General features: G+C 38.0%; 15 protein-coding genes. 8 read left to right on the top strand and 7 right to left on the bottom strand.

Going from position 1 to position 21,539, the window contains the following annotated elements:
- The first annotated feature begins 10 nt into the window (after positions 1-10).
- From M948_RS26100 to M948_RS26090, 3 genes are all read left to right on the top strand, one after another.
- Positions 11-2,053 (top strand): CocE/NonD family hydrolase, encoded by a 2,043-nt coding sequence (locus M948_RS26100; protein ID WP_021289328.1) that lies wholly within the window; start codon positions 11-13, stop codon positions 2,051-2,053.
- A 136-nt stretch (positions 2,054-2,189) separates the two neighbouring features.
- Complete coding sequence (locus M948_RS26095) at positions 2,190-3,221, top strand: lactonase family protein (RefSeq protein WP_021289327.1); 1,032 nt, start codon at positions 2,190-2,192, stop codon at positions 3,219-3,221.
- A gap of 559 nt (positions 3,222-3,780) precedes the next feature.
- Positions 3,781-4,524 (top strand): alpha/beta hydrolase, encoded by a 744-nt coding sequence (locus M948_RS26090; protein WP_021289326.1) that lies wholly within the window; start codon positions 3,781-3,783, stop codon positions 4,522-4,524.
- Between the two features lie 106 nt (positions 4,525-4,630).
- Here M948_RS26090 and M948_RS26085 read toward each other — a convergent pair whose 3' ends face one another.
- Together M948_RS26085 and M948_RS26080 are read right to left on the bottom strand one after the other, a co-directional pair.
- Positions 4,631-5,821, bottom strand: a complete 1,191-nt coding sequence (locus M948_RS26085; RefSeq protein WP_021289325.1) for an MFS transporter — start codon at positions 5,819-5,821, stop codon at positions 4,631-4,633.
- Position 5,822: 1 nt separating this feature from the next.
- Positions 5,823-6,245: a MarR family winged helix-turn-helix transcriptional regulator gene (locus tag M948_RS26080; RefSeq protein ID WP_021289324.1), complete on the bottom strand. Its 423-nt coding sequence runs from the start codon at positions 6,243-6,245 to the stop codon at positions 5,823-5,825.
- A gap of 751 nt (positions 6,246-6,996) precedes the next feature.
- On the opposite strand from M948_RS26080, the gene M948_RS26075 reads away from it, so the two are divergent.
- From M948_RS26075 to M948_RS26065, 3 genes are read left to right on the top strand one after another with little or no spacing between them, the layout of a single operon-like run.
- Positions 6,997-7,410: a hypothetical protein gene (locus tag M948_RS26075; protein ID WP_021289322.1), complete on the top strand. Its 414-nt coding sequence runs from the start codon at positions 6,997-6,999 to the stop codon at positions 7,408-7,410.
- A gap of 23 nt (positions 7,411-7,433) precedes the next feature.
- Positions 7,434-8,216, top strand: a complete 783-nt coding sequence (locus tag M948_RS26070; RefSeq protein WP_021289321.1) for a hypothetical protein — start codon at positions 7,434-7,436, stop codon at positions 8,214-8,216.
- Between the two features lie 42 nt (positions 8,217-8,258).
- Positions 8,259-8,717 (top strand): hypothetical protein, encoded by a 459-nt coding sequence (locus tag M948_RS26065; RefSeq protein WP_021289320.1) that lies wholly within the window; start codon positions 8,259-8,261, stop codon positions 8,715-8,717.
- A gap of 112 nt (positions 8,718-8,829) precedes the next feature.
- Here the strand turns inward: M948_RS26065 and M948_RS26060 are convergent, their stop codons facing one another.
- Genes M948_RS26060 through M948_RS26045 form a run of 4 tightly spaced genes read right to left on the bottom strand, consistent with a single transcriptional unit; the run spans position 8,830 to position 12,717 of the window.
- Positions 8,830-10,323, bottom strand: a complete 1,494-nt coding sequence (locus M948_RS26060) for a sodium:solute symporter family protein (protein ID WP_021289319.1) — start codon at positions 10,321-10,323, stop codon at positions 8,830-8,832.
- Positions 10,308-10,565 carry a hypothetical protein gene (locus M948_RS26055; protein WP_021289318.1) on the bottom strand — a complete coding sequence of 86 codons (258 nt, stop codon included), beginning with the start codon at positions 10,563-10,565 and terminating at the stop codon, positions 10,308-10,310. Before M948_RS26055 ends, M948_RS26060 begins: the two co-directional genes overlap by 16 nt.
- 16 nt (positions 10,566-10,581) lie before the next feature.
- Entirely contained in the window at positions 10,582-11,499 is a 918-nt protein-coding gene (locus M948_RS26050) for a hydroxymethylglutaryl-CoA lyase (RefSeq protein ID WP_021289317.1), read from the bottom strand.
- A 12-nt stretch (positions 11,500-11,511) separates the two neighbouring features.
- Positions 11,512-12,717, bottom strand: a complete 1,206-nt coding sequence (locus tag M948_RS26045; protein ID WP_031335037.1) for a CaiB/BaiF CoA transferase family protein — start codon at positions 12,715-12,717, stop codon at positions 11,512-11,514.
- A gap of 190 nt (positions 12,718-12,907) precedes the next feature.
- Here M948_RS26045 and M948_RS26040 point away from each other — a divergent pair, with 190 nt between their 5' ends.
- Together M948_RS26040 and M948_RS26035 are read left to right on the top strand one after the other, a co-directional pair.
- The gene (locus tag M948_RS26040) at positions 12,908-13,687 is read left to right on the top strand and encodes a GNAT family N-acetyltransferase (protein ID WP_021289315.1); all 780 of its coding nucleotides are present in this window, start codon (positions 12,908-12,910) and stop codon (positions 13,685-13,687) included.
- 181 nt (positions 13,688-13,868) lie between these two features.
- Positions 13,869-15,131, top strand: a complete 1,263-nt coding sequence (locus M948_RS26035; RefSeq protein WP_021289314.1) for an ArgE/DapE family deacylase — start codon at positions 13,869-13,871, stop codon at positions 15,129-15,131.
- Positions 15,132-15,409: 278 nt separating this feature from the next.
- Here the strand turns inward: M948_RS26035 and M948_RS26030 are convergent, their stop codons facing one another.
- Positions 15,410-21,394, bottom strand: coding sequence for a lamin tail domain-containing protein (locus tag M948_RS26030; RefSeq protein ID WP_021289313.1), 5,985 nt, complete (start codon positions 21,392-21,394; stop codon positions 15,410-15,412).
- Positions 21,395-21,539 lie beyond the last annotated feature (145 nt).

Below are 21,539 nucleotides of genomic sequence, written 5' to 3'. Positions count from 1 at the left end.
GAAGATAAGCTTGGTATTTAATGTTAGAGACTCAGAGGAGCGGAGAATTAAAACAGATTATCCACGTGAAATAAAGAAAGTTGACCATATTTGGATACCAATGTCAGATGGCAAGAAACTTGCGGCCACCATCTGGCTGCCTGTGGATGCCGAAGAGAACCCCGTACCTGCGATTTTAGAATATATTCCATACCGAAAAAATGATTTTACTGCAATCAGAGATTCCATACGTCATCCTTATTTTGCTGGGCATGGTTATGCGAGCATTCGAGTAGATATAAGAGGATCTGGTGATTCGGATGGTATTTTATTAGATGAGTATTTAAAGCAAGAACAGGATGATGCTTTAGACGTCTTGGATTGGATTTCAAACCAACCGTGGAGTACTGGTTCCGTCGGAATGATTGGGAAATCCTGGGGTGGATTTAGTGGCTTACAAGTAGCGGCGAGGAATCATCCGGCATTAAAAACGATTATTACGCTATGTTCAACGGACGATCGCTATGCAGATGATGTCCATTACAAGGGAGGAACGATGCTTGCTTCGGATATGCTTTGGTGGGCGTCAACGATGTTTGTTTATAATGCTAGACCACAAGACCCCAAGGTAGTAGGAGAGAGCTGGAAGGAAAACTGGTTGGATCGATTAGAGAATACGCCTCCATTTGTGGAAGAATGGGTCAGTCACCAAGTAAGAGATGATTATTGGAAACATGGTTCTGTTTGTGAAGACTATTCCGATATTAAAATTCCTGTGTTTGCTGTAAGTGGCTGGCAGGATGGCTATACCAATTCAGTATTTCGCCTAATTGAGCGTCTTCCAAATGCGAAAGGGTTGATTGGACCTTGGGCTCATGAGTATCCCGAGGTTGCTACACCGGAACCAGCAATTGGATTTCTGCAAGAGTGCCTACGTTGGTGGGATCACTGGTTAAAGGGAAATGATACTGGCATCATGGATGAACCTAAATTAACCACTTATATCCAAGATAGTGCTCCTCCTAAAGTAAGTTATGATGTGCGTCCTGGTAAATGGGTGGCAGATCAAGAATGGCCTTCCAAGAGTATCGCTAAGAAGAATTTTTATCCGAACCATATGCAGCTTTCAGAAGCAGCTAATGAAGATAGCATAACGGTTCCAAGTGTTCAACAGCATGGATTTTATGCAGGGGTATTTTGTCCGTTTGGTCAACCAGGTGACCTTCCTTCAGACCAACGATTAGAAAATGGCATGACAACCGTATTTACCTCCGAGCCAATGGAAGAAAATATGGAAATCTTAGGGTTCCCTATGTTCCATGCTACGATTGAATCAGATCAAGAACAGGCTTTATTAGCAGTAAGATTATGTGATAAAGCACCGACTGGGGAATCCACACTAATTAGCTCGGGTGTACTTAATTTAACCCATCGCAATTCACATGAGTATCCTGACAAGCTAATTCCAGGAGAAAAATATCAGGTCTCGGTACAACTAGATGCAATCGGTCAGCATATTCCTATAGGACATCGGTTAGAGTTAGCTGTTTCACCAGCTTACTGGCCGTCAGCATGGCCGTCTCCGAAAGCTGTTACACTGACCCTGCATACTGGGGAGGATACAAAGCTTTCATTACCAATTAGAAAAGCGCAATCTAACGATGAACAGGTACGATTTGAAAACCCTGAAATCGCTCAGGTAATGGAAAAGAAAGTATTACGCATGGAAGAACGAAGCAGAAAAGTTAGTCATGATACAGTGACAGGAGCATGGAAATTAGAAGATTATTCCGATGAAGGGGAACGGAAATTAGTAACCAATGGTTTAGAGTATGGAAGTAAAAATAAAAATACCTATACGATTAAAGAAAACGACCCCTTATCGGCAACGGCTTCTTGTGAATGGGAATTAAAAGTTGGCAGAGGTGATTGGCAGACTAAGTTAGTTACTTTTAGTGAAATGACGAGCGACGAAGCAAACTTTTATTTAACAAATACCATGTCAGCGTTTGAAAACGGCGAAAAGATATTCAGCAAGACATGGAATAAGGAAATAAAGAGGAACTATATGTAGAATCGTGTCCCGAGATAAATTATCTCGGGCACTTTACATATTGATCGAAAAGGAAGTGTCGAGGTTTACATTTCACCTATTTAAACGTACAATTCTAGCTATATAGTATTTCAGTATATGGAAAGGGTAGGGTAGAATGACAAACTATATTGGATTTGCAGGAACCTATACAAGGGAAAATAGCAAAGGAATCTATCGTTTTGAGCTGGATACCCAAGAACAAGTATTACATGCAGTAAAAGCTGTTGCTACTGTTGGTAGTCCTACATATGTAACCATTAGCGATGATAACCGTTTCTTATTTGCTGTTGGTCAGGACGGCGATTTGGGAGGTGTACATGCTTATCAAATAGATGGAGAAGCGGAACTAAACAAACTAAATGAACAGCTTCTAGAGGGAAGAGCGCCATGTCATGTCAGTGTTCATGATGGAAAAGTGGTATCAGGGAATTATCACAAAGGTGAAGTTGCTATCCATGCTCTTCATACAAGTGGCAAGATAGAAACTGGCTCATTTGTAACGCATGAAGGGAACGGTCCACATGAACGACAGGAAAAATCCCATGTCCACTTTGCTGGATTTACTCCTGATGGGAGTTATGTTGTCGTATGTGACTTAGGTACAGATGAGGTCGTCACGTATCGTGTGGAAAACAATAAATTGATTCGACATCAAACATTACATACGAAACCAGGCAGTGGTCCTCGTCATATTGTATTCCACCCAAATGGGAACACAGCCTACGTTCTGACAGAATTAAGTTCAGAAGTCATTGTACTTGATTATCATGCAAGCGAAGGTAGGTTTACAGAAAAACAAACAATCCTTGCGAAGCCAGAGGATTTTACAGATACAAATGATGCAAGTGCTATTCATATTTCATCTGATGGAAAGTTTGTTTATACGGGGAATCGTGGACATAATAGTATTGCGGTCTTCCAAGTAGAGGAAAAAAACGATCAGTTAGCATTGGTTGAATGGACAGCTACTGGCGGAGAGTGGCCACGTGATTTCGTTTTAGATCCAAGTGAATCGTTTATCATTGCATCGAATCAACATAGTGGAAATCTCGTATTATTTGCTCGGGATAAAACAACTGGCAAATTAACAAAACAAGACAGTGAAGTCGAAGTGCCAGAAGTTGTTTGTGTGAAATTTATGAGTTAAAGAATTAATCTCAGAGAAAAGACACCAGCATAACCATTTTGTTGAATCCGTGGTGTCTTTTTGATTAGAGGATGTATGGTAGAAGTAACACTCTGATGAATAAGGCAATTGCATTTCTGACCTCATATGAATTGTAGACAACAAGAATTATAGGCTAGGAACCAAACGGCCAAACAAATTGTTCCATCGATGGAGTCAGATGGAAATGTGGATTTTGGGCTGCCTATATGCTAGCTGAATTGTGTCAGTTTATTCCATTAATGTACCGATTGCGGTGCCTTACGAAACTCATGATAAGTGGATGTACCATTTGCTCCAGGCTCTACTGTGATTTTAAAAAACCATCATCAATGCTGTTTTAGCTGTAGCCTAAACAAATGGAGAATGGAGAAGTCTTGCCACCAGTTTTGCTTAGTGGTAATATAAAAGGAACAAAGACATCTATATTAGATGCTGATTAATACATATAAGCACAAAGTGATCCTATAAATCACTTTCATTTTTTTATAAAAAAATGAAGCGCTTACAATATTATTGTATTTGATGGAGGTGTTAATTCGTGGCAGAGAAAAATGTAATAGAGGGTGCGAAAGAATTTTATTTTCCTGGTAGTCAAACGGGGGTGCTAGTAATTCATGGATTCACAGGTTCTACCCAAAGCATGCGATTTCTTGGTGAACAACTTGCTAATGCTGGTTTTACGGTTTTTGGACCACGTTTAATCGGACATGGGACATCGCCAGAAGATATGGAAAATGCAACCTATCAGGATTGGATTCAAACAGTGGAAAAAGGATTAGCAAAACTTCAAGAAACATGTAAGGAAGTTTATGTGACGGGGCTTTCCATGGGAGGGACATTAACGCTTTATCTTGCTGAACACCATCCAGAGATAAAGGGAATTATGCCAATCAATGCGGCTATTCATATGCCAGAAATGATCAAAAATTATCAAGAGCTTATTAACTCAAATACCCGCTTTATAGATGGGATCGGTTCTGATATCAAAAAAAATGGGGTTGAAGAATTAGCTTATAAACAAACACCTGTTAAATCGATGGGAGAAATTATTGCATTAACCAAGAAAGTAAGGGAACAATTATCAACAATTAACATACCAGCCATGATCTTTGCATCTTCGGTAGATCATGTAGTTCCTCCGGAAAATTCTCAAGAAATCTACCAATCTATTTCATCAAAAGAACGTTCTATTGTGTCTTTAGAGCTTAGTTACCATGTTGCAACTTTAGATCATGATAAGGAATTAATAGCCGAGAAATGTATTGCATTTATCAAAGGTTAATGGCCAGCATTTCCACGTGTTATCCTATGTGAAGGTCTTACCCATATTAAAATTCGGGGAAGGATAGGATGATCCATTCCTCGAACTTTATGAGATGATGTAGGAACTATGCAGTTTCTTGTTTTGCCTTAGGTTTTATTGCTCTTGAATGGTATAAATTAAAGAGAGCAAGTGCTACAATAACAATTACTGCACACACGAGATAAAGATTCGCATACCCTACTCCTGATGCGACAATTCCCCATATGAATGATCCAATTGCAATCCCGGAATCATAGAGAATAAAGAACGTTGATGTTGCATGAGAACTTCTGTTTTTTGGTGAAGCTTGTATAGCCATTGTTTGGAAACTTGGTAAGATGGTACCATATCCAAGACCAATAAGAACAGCTGATAATAAAAGCATCCAAGGTGAATTGGTCAAACTTAGTGCAATTAGTCCCATAGTAAACATAATTAAGCATGGGAATATAACAAATTTCGGTCCCTTAGAATCAAATGACCTTCCAAAGTATGGTCTTGATAAGAGCATAACTGCGGCAAATACAACAAAGAAATAACTCGCTGTTGATGCTAGTCCTAAAGTATTGGCGTATACAGAAATGAAGGACATGACACTTGCATAAGCTAACGATACTAAACTGCAAATGAGTGCAATCGTTATAGCCTTTGTTTCGATAAAGTCATGGATCGTTAATTTTCGCTTCCCTTTTTCAGGAGCATTCGCTCCTCTTGGCACCTGTACCATGATTGAATTAATGACAGCTACGATCATTAATACCGCTAAAATAATGAATAAGTTTTGAAAACTCGTAAATTGTAATACGGTTAGCCCAATGAAAGGTCCGACAACAACTGCTAGATTCATTGCCATAGCAAAATAGCCAAGGCCAGCACCTCGTCGTGATGGTGGGATAATATCTGCTGCTATCGCCCCTGTCGCAGTTGTAATGACACCAAATGATAAACCATGAAAGAAACGTAAAGCTAATAAAGACATAAATGCGTCAATTACTGGATATAGAAATGAAGTTACTGCAAAGATTGCCACACTAACTACTAATCCCATTTTCTTTCCGGTCTTATCTAATAATTTAGCGGAAAAAAGACGGACAATAATTGCTGCTAATAACATAGCAGTTACCACTAACCCACCTTCAGCTTCTGTCCCTCCTAAATTATCGATGACATAAATAGGTAAGGTTGTCATTAAAGCATAAAACGACATGAAAATTAAGAATTGTGTCATCGAAATGCTTATAAAACTTTTCGTCCATATTTTTTGTTCTTGACTCATATTACTTCTCTCCTGTTGCTAATTTTTCCAATAATCGATACAAATGATTCCTTTCTTCTGGTGATAAATGAGTCACCATATCTTCATCAAATGTATCCATTGTTTCTTGAACAACCGAAAAATTTTGTTTTGCATAGTCGGTTAATTCAATGACTCGTTCGCGTTTATCCTCTCCTTGTCTTCGAACAATCCAACTACCTTTTTCTAAACGAGAAAGCGTTCGTGTAACGGTTGGCGCTTCAATGTTTAAATATTTCCATATATCTGTTTGTGTCATTGGCCCAAATCGCTGAATAGAAAAAATAATAGACCATTGGGAAGCATACAACCCATGGTCACTGAGTCGGTTGTTCATTTCTTTGGTTAAATAGCGAAAACGTTGATTTAATAAATGGAGCAGATCCCGATTTGTTATGTTATTCACAAGTACCATCCTCAACTTATATTTACCTAGGTAAATAATATACTCGATCTATTTTATACCTTGGAAAATAATTTGTAAAGCCTAGTATTTAACTCGGCTTTTAATCATCAATATAAAAGGGTAGATAATTCTTCTCTCCTTTGACTTGCAATCTATCCATTTATCCAAAATACGCAACATTATGAAGACTTATAATTACAATAAGCATTAGTAAGACAATCATTCCAAGATGAATGAATTACCTTTTTAATTAGGTATGTAATGCTTAGTATTAAATTGTACATCGTCATAAGAAAGAATGCCATAGCAAGGAGTAACGATGTCAAATTGATAATTATATCAATATTCATGAATGATGCCTCCAGCGAACGCGACTTTTCACTACGTCATTTAGTCAATCCATCCTAATTATTTTTAACCCTATTTCTTAGTGGGGTAATCCAGTAATTAGTACAAAAATCAAAGCAGTTATCGGTTTAATAGGAAAATAGTATTGTTTTTGGTTAAGTGTTTTGAGCAGACTGCAGTTTTTCTGTGAATTTGTTGAAAAAGAAAAGAAACACTAGGACTTTATACCTAAAATAAGACCAGTTGCATGAAAGATAGATATCTTGCAAAACTATTATACTATTTTAAAAATAGTATAATATTCAGATTTTAATCTATTGATATTTTGCTAAGATAGTATAAAAGATGGAAATGAATACATCTATATAAGCGATAAGTATTGAGTCGAAAGGTTGTATGGAAAATGAAAAAATCATTAGCAATTGCTTTTTGCATCGTTTTAATAAGCTCCAGTCATGTGGCAGCTGATAAAGAGATGTGGTATTCCATTTTTCAAATGAAGAGTTGGATAAACGAGCATACGGAAGATAATTTTAAACAAAATATTTTAAATGACTATCTTTTAAATCATCAACAAAACTACGTTGAAGAAAGACTAGAGCAACTTCGTATAGATTCTAGACTAGAGATTCAGCAGTATGGAGAAGCGTATGAGGAACAAATCACCGAAGCAATAAGTAAATCGAATTATGAACGGTTGGACAATTATTCAGAGAAAAAGAAGCATGAGATACAACAAGGTATATCAAATAATGTTCGTCGTTCACTGGAATCGTGGTTATATCAAAAGGATTCAACAACGAGTCCTTCCAAATAATAAAAATAAGGGGAGAGTTGAGAATGAAACTAGGATTAGGAACTTTAAAATCGAAAGTTGCTGCGGGAGTCATTGGAGTAGGGATATTATCAAGCGCTGGTGTAGTATTTGCGAATACGGATGTAGGGATAACTATCCGCCAGTGGTATGACGGGATGTTTAATGATTCTGTAGCGACAATTGAAGAAGAAGTTACCGAGTACGGTGAAAGCAAGCTGCCGGAACTAGAAGAGAAATATGGTCAATTGAGGCGTGATGCATCGTTAGATATTGATTTAGCTCGAACAGAGGAGACAGCAGCATCCCTTCAAGAAGTCGTCGCTGCAAAACTAGCACATATTGAATCGTTGAGTGAAGAAGAAAGCATGATTTTAGAGGAGATGGGATTACAGTTCTATAATGTGTTTCTTGATGGGTACCTAGAGATTGAAAGATTAGGAGTAGAAGGTCTTCAATACGCAACCAATGATTTAACAGCATTTACAGAACAATTGGGAGATGAAGCGGTAAACCAATTAACTTCTGATTTAACCGAAGCAAAGTCGCAAGCGGTTGCTGAGTTGGAAGAAGCAATTGCCAATGCGCAAGCTGATTTGGAAGCGGAAATTGCAACGAATGAGGAAGTAACGATACGTAATCTACAAAACCAAGTGGATTGGGCAATAAACGATTTAAGAGAAACGGTTACGGAATTAATTGGAGGATTGGTAGAAGAACAACAAATCATAATTACGGCAACGGCACAAACACTAGAAAATGAGGCTAAAGCAGCGCTTGATGAAGTGGTTTCAGGGATAAATGAGTAATTTCGAACTGTGATGAATCACCTGTGAAGGGGGGAGAAGCAGGTGGCAGATAGACAAATCAATGGCGAACGAACAAAGAATAAGAAAATATGTCGATGGACGTTTTGTATAGTACTATGTATGTTGTTAACAGGTGGCGCATATACGGCTGTCTTTGCAGAGCAGAATATAACGGGGATACTGACAAATTGGTTTCAACAAAAAACCGATGAAGCAATTGATCATATCGAATTGGAAATTTCAGCTGTGCAAAACGAACAAACGAATCGTCTGAATGATGCCTTGAAAGAAGAGGTAGAGGAAGCTGAACGCGATTTAAATGAAACGGTTCGTATTGAAATTAAGGCACGAACAAAAGAATTGCAACGTTATACGGATACGTTAATCAATAAGATTGAAAAGCAAAACAATCAGGATGGAACGATTGATCCAGCTCAGCTGAAAGAATTAGATCAAATTGTTCAGGAAGCGAAAACAAAAATGCAAGAAGTTACAGAATAGCAATAATTCTTTATTCGAACAGAATATTGAAGTGTAGAAAAACCATCGGTCTTTCTACACTTATTTTTATGATAAATATTACATGAAGTAGTAGGTTAGTGTTGTTGTGATTTTATAAACCTATTATTCTCTCCGCTTCTGTTTGCTCTTCTGTAGTCACTTGGAATAGGTAACTCCCACAAACACAAATGATCAGGTTTACTAGCAATCCCCAAAGACCGCTAAATACGCCAAGCGGTTCCATATTTATAAATGTCATCAAGCTTGCTAAAATTGTCCCCACAATCATTCCAGTAAAAACAGAAGCTGTATGAAGCTTTTTCCAGTATAAGCCGAGAATAAATGCGGGAGCAATCTGTATGAGTAACTCAAATTTCAAAACAAATATTTCGTATAACGTTGCTGGAGGGTACCATGCTAACAATAATAAAACAGCAACGGCCAGAATTCCGGAAATTTTTCCAACAATAATTTGTTTATGTTCAGATGCCTTTGAATTAATGAACTTACCATATAAATCTTTGGATATTACGGAAGAGAAGGTTAATAATACGGAATCCGCAGTAGAAATAATTGCTGCAATTATCCCTCCGAATAATAGAATCATTGCCCAATAGAAAAAGGTATTTTGCGATGCAATTACATTCGCCATCATCCCAACCAATTGTTCGGACTCCATGACATCCAACTTCGGAAAAGCGTTTATACCAATAATACCAACAAGAAAAATAACCCCCGTTGTAATAAACGGCATCCATGCCATACCAATCAGTGAGTTTTTTAATGTACTTTCGTTTTTGGCAGAAAAGATACGTTGAATTGCATGGGGATAGATTGCTGCACCTATACACGTAAGGAGCAACATGCTAAACCATCCAGAAATTCCACTCGCTTCCGGGACACCAAGTTTTTCTGGCGAAAGTGTAGCCATATAATTGGCTGAAGTAGGAAGACCGCCGAAGTAAATAATAGAACCGATTACAAGTATGCAAACACCGAAGAGGAGCGCAATTCCTTGCATTGTATCCGTATAGGCTACTGCACGCATACCGCCGAGCCAACTGTAAATTAACATAATAATGATAAAAAACACAACAGCAATTTGATATGGAATGGTTCCTCCGGTCAATCCAGAAACACCCTGTCCAACTGCAACTAATTGTTCTAATAAATAATTACCTAGACCATAGAGCATAAGAAAAGATCCTAAAATGGTAATGCCTTTAGAGCGAAATCGTTTATCTAACCAATCGGATGGCGTAATGAAGTTATGTTTTCTACTTAGGGCATACAATCGGGGCGCAAATAATAGGTAGCCGACCATGACTAATATCATAAAAGTGATCGATTGAATCCATTCGAAGCCAATTCGATATCCTTGTGGTGCATACCCAATGATCGTATTTCCACTATATTGAGTGGCATAAAAAGTAAAAAAAAGCACCATGATACTTAAACCTTTTCCACCCAAGTAATACTCTTCATTACTATTTCGTAGATTGCGGTTTCTTAAAAATGTAAACAGTCCAATTCCTAGCATCAATAAACCGTAACTCGCCATAATCAGGATTCCTGCCCAGCCACCAAAAGCTAGTTCTTGTTCCATTTGTTATCCTCCTTTCTATCCGTAGTTATTTCCTCCGTTATCCAGAGTCGTTTAATAGCGAAGGTAATCGTTGCTGAAAAGGCTATTGAGACAAACAGGATAATCCATGCCCAGTAAGGAATCCCAAGAATAATCGGTTTATAGCTACCTGTTGGAAAATACCATGGAACGCTTAATAAGAACAGCACACCGAAAACAACCCATAACTTCCAATTTTTAATTGGTTCCTTTATTAGTTTCATACTATAACCTCCTTGCTTAAAATTTGGATGGATCATGTAAATCCGTAATTTTACCTGCCTTGCTAACTTGGCCAGGAGTTTCATGGGAAAGTAGAGACTGAAGATGAATAGAACTATCTATCAGGCTGTCTAACTTAGCATTCAAGTCATAACCCATAAAATAAAGCATATGGACGACATCTTCTGTGCATATATTTCCAGTTGCTCCTGGAGCAAATGGGCATCCGCCAATTCCACCTAAAGATGAATCAAAATGCGTAACCCCTGCTTGGATGGCTTGAATAACATTTGCTAATCCCATACCTCTGGTATTATGGAAATGCATGGTCAGTTGGAGGTCTGGAAAAAAGGTGAGTACTTGTTTACATAATTGATATACTTGTGTGGGTGTAGCCATTCCAGTGGTATCTGCTAACGTAATGTTTTCTATGCCCAAACTTTTGTATGCTTCGATTAATAGGAGTACTTTAAATTCAGATACCTTCCCTTCGAAAGGACAGCCAAAGGCAGTTCCAATGGAACCATTGCGTATCACCGGTTTATCAGACAAATAATCGATGATTAATTCGAATTGATCATATGTTTGTTGGATGGATTGTCGGATATTTTTTTGATTATGTGTCTCACTCGCCGATACAACCAAATTAACTTCGTCTACATGGCATTTCATTGCTCTCTTGGCCCCAATCACATTAGGGATGAGTGCACTATACGATATTTGTGGATTCCGCTGTATCGATGTCATTACTTGCTCAGCATCTGCCAAATTAGGTACTGCGTTCGGAGAAACAAAGGATGTGACTTCGATTTTGTCTAAACCTGTTTGACTAAGTTGATTAAGTAAATGTATTTTATCTTTGGTTGGAAGAAATTGGTCTTCATTTTGTAAACCATCCCTGGTAACCACTTCGTGAATATATATTTGTTTACTCATAACGAGTCTCCTTTAAATAATCCCTTTGTCTTGTAAATCTTGTATCTCTTGTTCCGTTAGGTTTAAATAATTTCTTAATGTTTCAACGGTATGTGTTCCTAAATCCGGACCCAACCAATTTGTCCTACCCGGGGTTTTACTCATTCTAGGAACAATTCCAGGAATCTTTACAGTATCATTTTCTGTTAAAGAATAGGTTTGGATCATATCCCGTTCCATGTATTGAGGATCTTTGACAATATCTTCAATACTATAAATCGGGCCAGCAGGTACATTTGCTTCATCTAAGATGGTCAATGCTTTGTCTAGGTTTACTTGTTTAGTCCAATCGTTAATGGCTTTGTCCAAGAAATCAGCATATTGGGATCGTCCACTATTCGATCGAAATCGTTCATCTTCAGCGATATCAGCTCGATCGATTGCATGCATGAAGCGTTGAAATATACTATCTCCATTTCCACCGATAACAATATATTTACCATCTTTACAAGGATAGGTATTCGAAGGAGTAATACCAGGTAGCTTAGCACCTGTGCGCTTTCGCACGACACCAAATTTATCATATTCTGGTAGGAGGGATTCCATCAGGCTGAAAACAGATTCATAGAGAGCAACATCAATTAATTGACCTTCTTTTGTCCCGCGAACATCCCGGTGATATACAGCCATAAGTGCTCCAATAACGGAGTATAAAGCGGCAAGCGAGTCGCCAATGCTTATTCCTACTCGTGGAGGCGGTAATTCTGGATAGCCTGTTATATAACGAATGCCACCCATAGATTCACCAATACTCCCAAATCCAGGTTTATCTCGATAGGGGCCAGACTGTCCAAAACCTGAGACCAATACCATGATAACTTTAGGATTCCGTTTAGCTAGTTGTTCATATCCTAGATTCCATTTTTCTAGTGTGCCTGGTCGAAAGTTGGCAATAACAATATCTGCTTCATCAATTAGTTTTCGAACAAGTTCTTGGCCATCGGCTGATTTAAGGTCAATGGTAACGGATTTTTTATTTCTTGCTTGCAGGGACCACCATAATGATTTTCCGTCATACATATAACGCCACTCACGAAGTGGATCACCTTTTTTTGGCGGTTCTATTTTAATAACGTCAGCACCAAACTCTGCAAAAAGCCTACCAGCAAAAGGGCCAGCAATTAAACTCCCCAATTCAATTACACGTAATCCTTCTAATGCTGCTATCACGTCTATCATCCTCTTATTCTTATTTATAGATTTTATATAAGATTACGTGGGTTGGATAAACGATATGACAATCAAGTCAAAGATGGGCATATGTTCTTAGCTATCTGGTGAAAGAATAGGGAAGTATATGCTTGAAAAGTGGCTGATATATCCTATATGATTTAACAATACATATTAATGAGAGTAGGTGGGAGGTACAATGAAAGGGAATCTGGATATTAGAACAATTACTGAAATGAATGAACTGGAGAATGTCATCATGTTAGAGGATGTGATTTGGGGGAATGCGACACCTGTCCATCAAACCTTCACAGCGGTAAACAATGGAGGACTTATGTTAGGTGCGTACGATGGCAAGAAGTTAGTTGGTTTTTCATATAGTTTTGCTGGATTTGACGGGAAGGAGCCCTATTTATACTCCCATATGTTAGGATTGTTACCAGCATACCGTAAAGCTGGTTTAGGGGAGAGAATGAAACAAAGGCAAGCAAAAATCGCAGAGGAGATGGGCTATGCTAAAATGATCTGGACATTCGATCCACTGCAAAGTCTTAATGCCTATCTTAATGTACACAAATTAGGAGCAACCGGAGCAATCTATAAGGAAGATTATTATGGTGAAATGGATGATGGGCTGAATAAGGGAATGCCTACCGATCGGATGTTTATCGAATGGCGTTGGAATGACCAAGCAGAACTAAAAATGGCATCACTAGAACAAGCAAGTGTATTATTAAGTGAGCAGAATGGGAAGCCAGTGATGACTGATTGTTATACAGAGTCATTATCTAACGATGTGTATGCTGTTACGATCCCAAGTCATATTCAAGATATCAAAGATAGGGATTTGTTGACAGCTATTGAATGGCGAATGAAGTCAAGACAAGCATTTGTTCATTTATTTAGCCAAGGCTATCAAGCGCATGAATTTATTCGAGATACCGAAAAACCTTATAGTTATTACTATTTTACAAAGTAAGTGTACTCCGGAGAACATTAAAATGCTCTCCGGTTTTATATATCTAAAAACATCTATATAAGGTTACTTCATCTGGTACCACTTATTCATGGAAGCTGATACTTTCCATTTTTACGGTTAATTGTCATACTAGTCTATATATTCTTTAAAAAATAAGATTCCATGAATGGAGGTAACCAAATTGAATCAACACGTAATTGGAGAAGTGAATGAAAAGATCGATGTATTATGGGAAGAGGAAAAATTATTTTTAAAGATGCTAGGGACATATAAAAGTACATTAGGTAATGAAAAGGCAATTCAAACCTTTATTCAAGGTCACTTAGATGAAATGAATCTAACAACAACCACCTTTGATCCTGAACCAGAAAGATTAAAAAAGTATCACAATTATGGGCAGCCTGAATGGTCTTACCAGGATCGGCCTGTATTAGTCGGAGAATGGGAGAATCCTAATAAAATAGGGAAGAGCTTAATTTTGCAAGGGCATATTGATGTTGTAAGTGCAGAACCAGTGGAGTTATGGGACTATGATCCATATCATCCTACAATTGTGGATGAAAGAATGTATGGTCGAGGTATTTGTGATATGAAATCAGGCGTTGCAGCAATGATCTATGCCGTAAAAGCAATTCAAGCAGCTGGTATTGAACTAGGGGCAGCTTTGCAAATTCAGACAGTAATCGAAGAAGAATGTACTGGAAATGGAGCGCTAGCATTGTTAGACAAAGGATATACTGCTGACGGTGCGCTTATACCAGAACCTACGTCCCATCGAGCGATAAAAGGTCAGCTTGGGGTCATGTGGGTACGTGTAAAAGTGAGAGGAAGCGGTGCGCATGTCGAACGTGCAGAAAAAGCGCAAAATCCAATTAATAAGGCAGCATATTTAATTGAGACATTAGATGCCTATAGAGAATATATTAATCAAAAGCCAAAGCATCCAGACTTTCAAAATCATCCTCATCCACTGAATGTAAATGTTGGAATTATCCATGGAGGGGATTGGGCTTCGAATGTGCCATCTGTATGTACATTTGAGGCGAGAGTAGGTTTTTATGCAGATGTAAATCCAACAGATATTCAAAAAGAGGTCAAAGCGTGGTTGTTGGAAGCAGCTAATCAAGATAACTGGTTAAAGCAAACTCCTCCTGAGATCACATTTTATGGGTTTCACGCTCCGGGTTTTTCTTCGGTTGATCCTTCATTAATGGATTCACTTGCTAATGCGCATGAAATTACGACAAATAAACAGCTTGAATCCATTGGTTTTACGGCTACAACAGATATACGAGCTTTTGAAGAATTTTGCATTCCTGCTACTTGCTATGGTCCAAGCGGTGCTAATATGCATGCACCAAATGAATATATTCATCTAGATAGCTTAAAGACGACTACGAAAACAATAGCGGCGTTTATATTAGATTGGTGTAAAGTTCAATAGTATAAGGAAATGAACGAGTTTACGTAGGATGACTACTTTTTAAAGACAAACTTTCCGTATGCTGGTAAAGAGCTACTGCATAGTCAATCTATGTTTCATTCACCGTTTATAGAAAGCACAACAAAGGAGTAGATAAGAAAATCAAAATAGGCATGATTCCTACGGGAAGAGTACCGGTCCAAAGATTAACTTGGGTAAGCAATTTTTGCTTACCCCCAAGTTAGTTGTGGCCGTGCCCGCGGAAATCATGCCAAGTTTTTTGAAACCGACCCTATAACCTAAGTTAGGATATGTCGCCTGCGGTAGTAGTAAATCAGCCAAATACTTAGGCCGGCGAGTAAGAAAAGAGCTCCGATTAACAGATAATTATATATACTGGTTGCTGTATCCGGTAGAGAAGATCCATTGCCTGGGTTATTGGATGTATTTTCAATTAATGGCGATGAATCATCTTGATTCTTATCTGTTTTATCTTGTTCAGAACCTGCTTTTGGCTTTTCAACGCTTGGGTTACCATCACCATCGCCATCTTTATTCTCCGATTCGTTACCATCTTCTTCCTTGTTATCATCGTTGTCTCCTGGATTAACAATTTCCCCATCTTCCGTTAGGAAACTCCAAATATCAGAACGGGTTGTACCGCCATATTTATCGGTTGCTTCAACATACCAGAAATATTCATGATCTGGATCTAAATTCTGCCACGTGACGGAAGCTTTTTCACCACTTGGGACGTTTTCAACACGATCGATTAATGTATCGGTATATACATTTACTTCTAGATAATCTGTTGCTACTTTTTTCGTTTGAGCTGCCATATCATAATCCAACGAGAATGTATCTTTTCCAGGATATTCTTCCGGATTATAATAATTATAGTCATCTAAGTGCGGAGAATAGGTTTGTACATCAATTTGATTGTTTTCCATATTGAAATTCAATATTCGTAAATACCCTTGTCCACCTTCAGGACCTCCTTGATAATCGGCCAACATTTGATAAACCGTACGATCGGAAATGCCATCTCTATTATCGTCAATTTCATCTATCAATGTTTGTGCATTATGATAATGTCCACATAAAACAGCAAAGACATTTTCATTTGGCACGACAACTTTTTCAAATAATTCGTCTCCTGTTGGGCTTCTGCTTCCAGTTGCTAGCAAGTATTCATGTACATTCAAAATCGCTTTTCGATTAGGATGTGCTTGTAAAACTTCATTAAGCCATTCGATACCCTCTTCTTCGATTCCCCAGCCAAGATGTACCATGATGAAGTCCATGCCATTCGCAGAAATTAAATCATAGTGTCCGCGATTATTTTGGAAAGAACCTCCATAATAATCATTGTTATCAAACCGATCTGCACCGAAGAATTGATAGTAATTCTCATAGTTTCGGCTTTTATTATATACATCATGGTTGCCGGCGACAACCCCATAAGGAATGCCTGCGTCATCGAGAACGCGCATTGATCTATCAGCAACATCCCATTGTTCAAAATCATCGTAAACATTTACTAAATCGCCAGAATGAAAAACATATTCAATGTTTAACGTATCTTGATTGTTCGCAATCCAATCCACTTGCTTATCATAGATATATGGATAACTTTCGGAGTAATATTGTGTATCTGCCATCCAAACGAAACTAAAATCTTCTCCTGGGTTGGCGATTTGGTCTTGGACAATCACACTGACTTTTTGATCTTGTACATAATCCAACCCTTTTACAGAGCCTATAAGTTGAAATGCTTCTTTTCCTGCAATCGTAGATACGAGCGGCGCCCATTTGCTTGTTTCATAATTCCAAGCATACATGGTTACTTTTCTTCCCTCTAAAGAAGAACCATTCCAGACAATTTCGATTTCGTCATTTTTATCTACCTGTTTATCTACCCTGACATCAAATCGGTGATAAGGGAATTTTTGCTTCGATTCGGTAGATAATTCATTTCCATCTAAAGCCTGCAGTTGGTTTCGCTGTTCTTTTGTAAGACGATCTTCTCCATCTGGTAAGTAGCCAATAGGGGGTTCAGTGCTGACTGCGTTTTGTGAAATCGTGATATTCTCATCTTCGGCCGTGTATTGAAAAGCTTCATGGAAGTTAACATCCATAATGTCATTCGTCGGGTCCTTTACAGTTACGGATAGATTGGCGCTTGTTGTATGAGCATTATCACTAAGCCAATCTGGCATTAATGGATGCTCTTCTGTAACAGAAAAGGATACCTTTTTCTTTGCTACATTATTTGCTTTATCCGTAGCCTGATAGACAAGTTCATGACTCCCTGGTTTTAGTAGTGCAGATGACGTTTCGTAAGGTAAGGAAATGTATTCTCCATCTAACGTTGCAGTTATTGATGTAACCTCACTTGTGGCATCTTTTGCCTCTGCATCAATCGTAAATTCACCTTTGTATGTTTTTCCCTCGTTAATGGAAGGGATTAGTGTTGGACTTGTATTATCAGTTATAATCGCAGTTGTTATTGTCTTATCTTGATAACTTGTTTTTACTTCATGCTTTCCATCTTCTACAGATGTTGTATCAAATACATAAGCTGTTGATGTAAATTGTTCTTCTTCTAAATTAAAGTTAAAGTCGTAGATAGCGTCTTTTCTTGGACTATCGCCAATAGAATACGCTTTGCTAGGATCTGAATAAGCTGGATCATAGATGGTTGTCCCGTCTGTTAAAACGAGTCGGATATTTTTTATCATAAAATCATCCCGATTCTCTTCGGAAGTTTCATCAAATGGACTAACTTTGTTACCTGCTCGGATAGAAATCGTATTTTTCCCTTGCTGAAGCCGTTCAGCAGACACCGGTACAGTTAATGTCGTGAAATCCGTATACGTGTCGTCAAAAACCTCGAGAATCTCATCTCCCATGGTTACGCCATTTTTAAAGTAAATATTTGTTTCCTTTACATCAAAGGCAAAGTAAGCCTCCGTTTCCATTGCTTCAAAAGTATCTGTTATCTGCCGATCATCAATAAATAGCTGCGTTTCATTGTTATATGTATCAGCGGTTGCTTTAATCACTTTTTCACCAGAAAGTAGTTGATTATCTTCGAGATTAAGCCTTAATCCTTCTTGTGAAAATGGATTCTCAATCTCTATATAATTAGCAGGAGCAGTTAATTGGTTTCGGCCATCGCTAGCGACAAAATAGTATTCTAGCGTTTGTTTTCCTATAAGTTCTGGTTCATATACGATATGCTGATAGTGGTTATCGGCTTGTTTCTCTAAGTTTACTTTTCGAAAATCTTTCTTTTCATCAGTGCGATAATAAACAGCTGCTGACTTAATTCCAATATTATCCGTAATGGCAGCGGAAAGGGTTACTGGCTCTTCAGATGTTATTTTCTTTTTCGTTGTCGTATTTTTAATAATTGGTTCTTCTCTATCTGCTGGTAGGTTTATTCTTTTAGTTGGTACTTGTGCTGCTAATGTTTCTCCAGGAGTCGCATCCCATTCTCCAGCACTAATTTTTGTTGATTGTAGACTTCCATCGATGGGGTAACGATAGAAAATACCTTTATTAGCAACGGTGTCATCGCTGTCAACTAGGTCATTGTAGCTTGCATAAGAGAGTTCCTCTCCCGTTTTAGTGGCAATTAATAGCGTACGTTCACTGCCGTTAGCCATGCCGTTATTGTATATTTTAAATAGGTTATCTCCATCTACTAAATTGGTTTGGAAATGGGCATTAAAATCAGCTGCTTGCTTATCTGTATTTCCATGATTAATTACCCAGAATACGATGGATTCACCAGAAGGTATCATTATATCTTTTCCTTCTTCAGGCCCCCAAACTAGATCATTACTTGCACTCGTATTTGGGTATCGGTAGCGAATACTGTAGTCCTTAAAGTTAATTGATTCTGTTGAATTATTATAGACCTCGATAAATTCATAGCCATCCGCACCATTCAAATTTGTTGTATCTGGTGTAATCTCCGTAATTAGTAATGGTGGAACTTCTTGATAGTCAATCGGTTGCTGAGAAAAAGTATAGTCTTCTACATCCGTTTTAGTATCTCCAGATTGATTTGAAGCCTCCACATAAAACTGAATGGTTTCACTCCAAATCTCTTCTCGAGGAATTGTAACCATGTAGGTTTGGGAATCATCTTCGGAAGCTTGTAGGGACCATGTTTGATATTGAGTATCTTCACTTTGAAGTATTGCAAGATTAGCCCCAATGATTTCTTGTTCGGAAGTAACTGTTACATTAAAAATGATTTGTTCTTTCGTTACTGTGAAAGTAGGTGATTCAATGACTGGTGTACTTGTATCATTAATGACTACAGGCTCCTCAGGCGCTTGTCCATCAATAATGGTTAATGGCGTCATTCCTTCGCCAATACCAGCTTTAACCATTCTGTCATTTTCTGCTGGATACGTATAAACAATCCCTTGATCTGCATTGGTATCATCGGTTACTTGATTGTACGAAGCAGCAATGATCTCATTCTCATACTTGTCTGCAACAATTACCGTACGTTCACTACCATTAGCCATACCGGCACTATCTAGTTTGGCAACATGGCTTTCTGGCATCGTTAACCCGTAGTGCGTATTAAAGTCAGCAACCGTTTGCTTCTGATTTCCATCATTTTTTATCCAAATAATAAAGCTGTCTTGAGGTTCGATTAGTTGATCATTTGTAATATCCCAATGCTGATCAGCTGTTTCTGTTGGATAACGGTAGATGATTTGATAATCGCTCATTTGAATGGGCTGATTGGAATTATTATAGACTTCGATAAATTCATAGGCATCGGCACCGTTTATATTTGCTGTATCAGGTGTAATTTCGGTAATCAGTAATGGTGGTATGGTTTGTGGATCAGCTTTATTGGTTTGTTCTATAGTTACTTGTATATCATTTGTTTCAGGATAGCTAATTGTTGTCCCATCTTCAGCTTCAGTGACAATCCGATACGAAAAAGTAGGAGACCAGAGCTGTTCTTTAGGAATGGTGACAGTATACACATTTGAATCAGTCGCTTTCGTAAAAGCAAGCTCTTGTACTGTCATTCCTTCTCCTGTTCTGTAATGCAATGTTAATTGATTTGTGTTAGGAGCAGTAGCTGTAATAGTTAAATCGTTTGTATCCGTAGCAGATGTGATTGGTTCATGTTGAATTGGTTGTGTAGACTCATTTTTTCCCTTATCGGCATTGTCATATAATGCTTGTTGTTGCTCGGCTTTTTCTTGCTTGTTTTTAGAAGTGTCCTCCGTTTGATTTTCTGGTGATGTTGGCTCTTTAATTTCAATTACGTTCTCCGGTACTTGACCAGGCAAAAGGTTAATAGGTGCAGCTTGCTTAGTTAGACCGCCGCTTTTCATTTCTCCTTCATGATAATAATATAATTGACTAGCTGCTGTATCTGAATCACTATAAGAAACAGTAGAAAGGTCTTCCTTCTTTTGATTATGAACGAGCTGTAGTTTTATATCTTGGGTAGGCAGGTCCTTATATTCGAGCATGATAAGTTGATCGTCTGTGAGGTTGGTTTCATAAAGTTGATTAAAATCATTACGGTTTTTATTTGCCTCGGATAACCAAAGTACGATTGTTTTTCCAGAAGCTACCGTACTTTCTGGTATATCTAGCTTTTTATCCCCAAGAGATAGGGTATAATCATTAAGTTTCAACTGTTGATTCGTGTTGTTATAAAGTTCAATAAAAGGCTGTTCTCTAAGATTTACTTCAGTAATAAGCAGGGATGATGTTGATAAGGAAACATCATCTGCTTGTTTTTTAAGTGGTAGAGAATAGACAGTAGATGTTTTTTCTTCCTGATTATTTTTCGCTTCAATCCAATAATCTACGGAATCTGACCAAAGTACGGATCCAGGTATTGTTTCTGTAAATGTATCGTTCTTAGATCGTTTCATATCGACACGAATTGGTTGTGCGTATTTGGTTGCTTGATAAACGAGTTGAACGGTTGTCGCATTTGGAACAGTAGCTTGAATGTATTGATCTTGGTTATAACCAACTTGGGAAGGGGGTTCATGTTCTATTTCTAGAGGGAGCTCTTTCTGATCTTTTAATTCCTCCATAGTTTGCTCTTCTTTTGCGTCTGCCGTTTTGTTTTCACCTTGATCGGTCTGCTCTTCGTTTTCTACCTTTTCAATTGGATTTGAAACAGAGGCATAAGCGATCGAAGTTGACTGTAATAGACTTGTTACAAACAACATGGTGGCAGCAATAACTGCAAGTAAGCTATGTAACTTCCGTTTTTTCATTTTTTCCCTCCTAGATTAAATTTAGTTTAAGTATACGTTTCAACTATTAAAGTGAAATGAAGATATTGTGAAGATTTGGTAAATCGATCATAATCTATATTTACTAAAAATGAATAGATGATGTTACAACTTGTTATCTATTTGA

Origin of the sequence: Virgibacillus sp. CM-4, from assembly GCF_000445495.1 — a bacterium.
GTDB lineage: Bacteria > Bacillota > Bacilli > Bacillales > Amphibacillaceae > Virgibacillus > Virgibacillus salexigens.
Note: the sequence above shows the minus strand (reverse complement) of the source record. Positions and strands in the feature narration are given on the sequence as shown.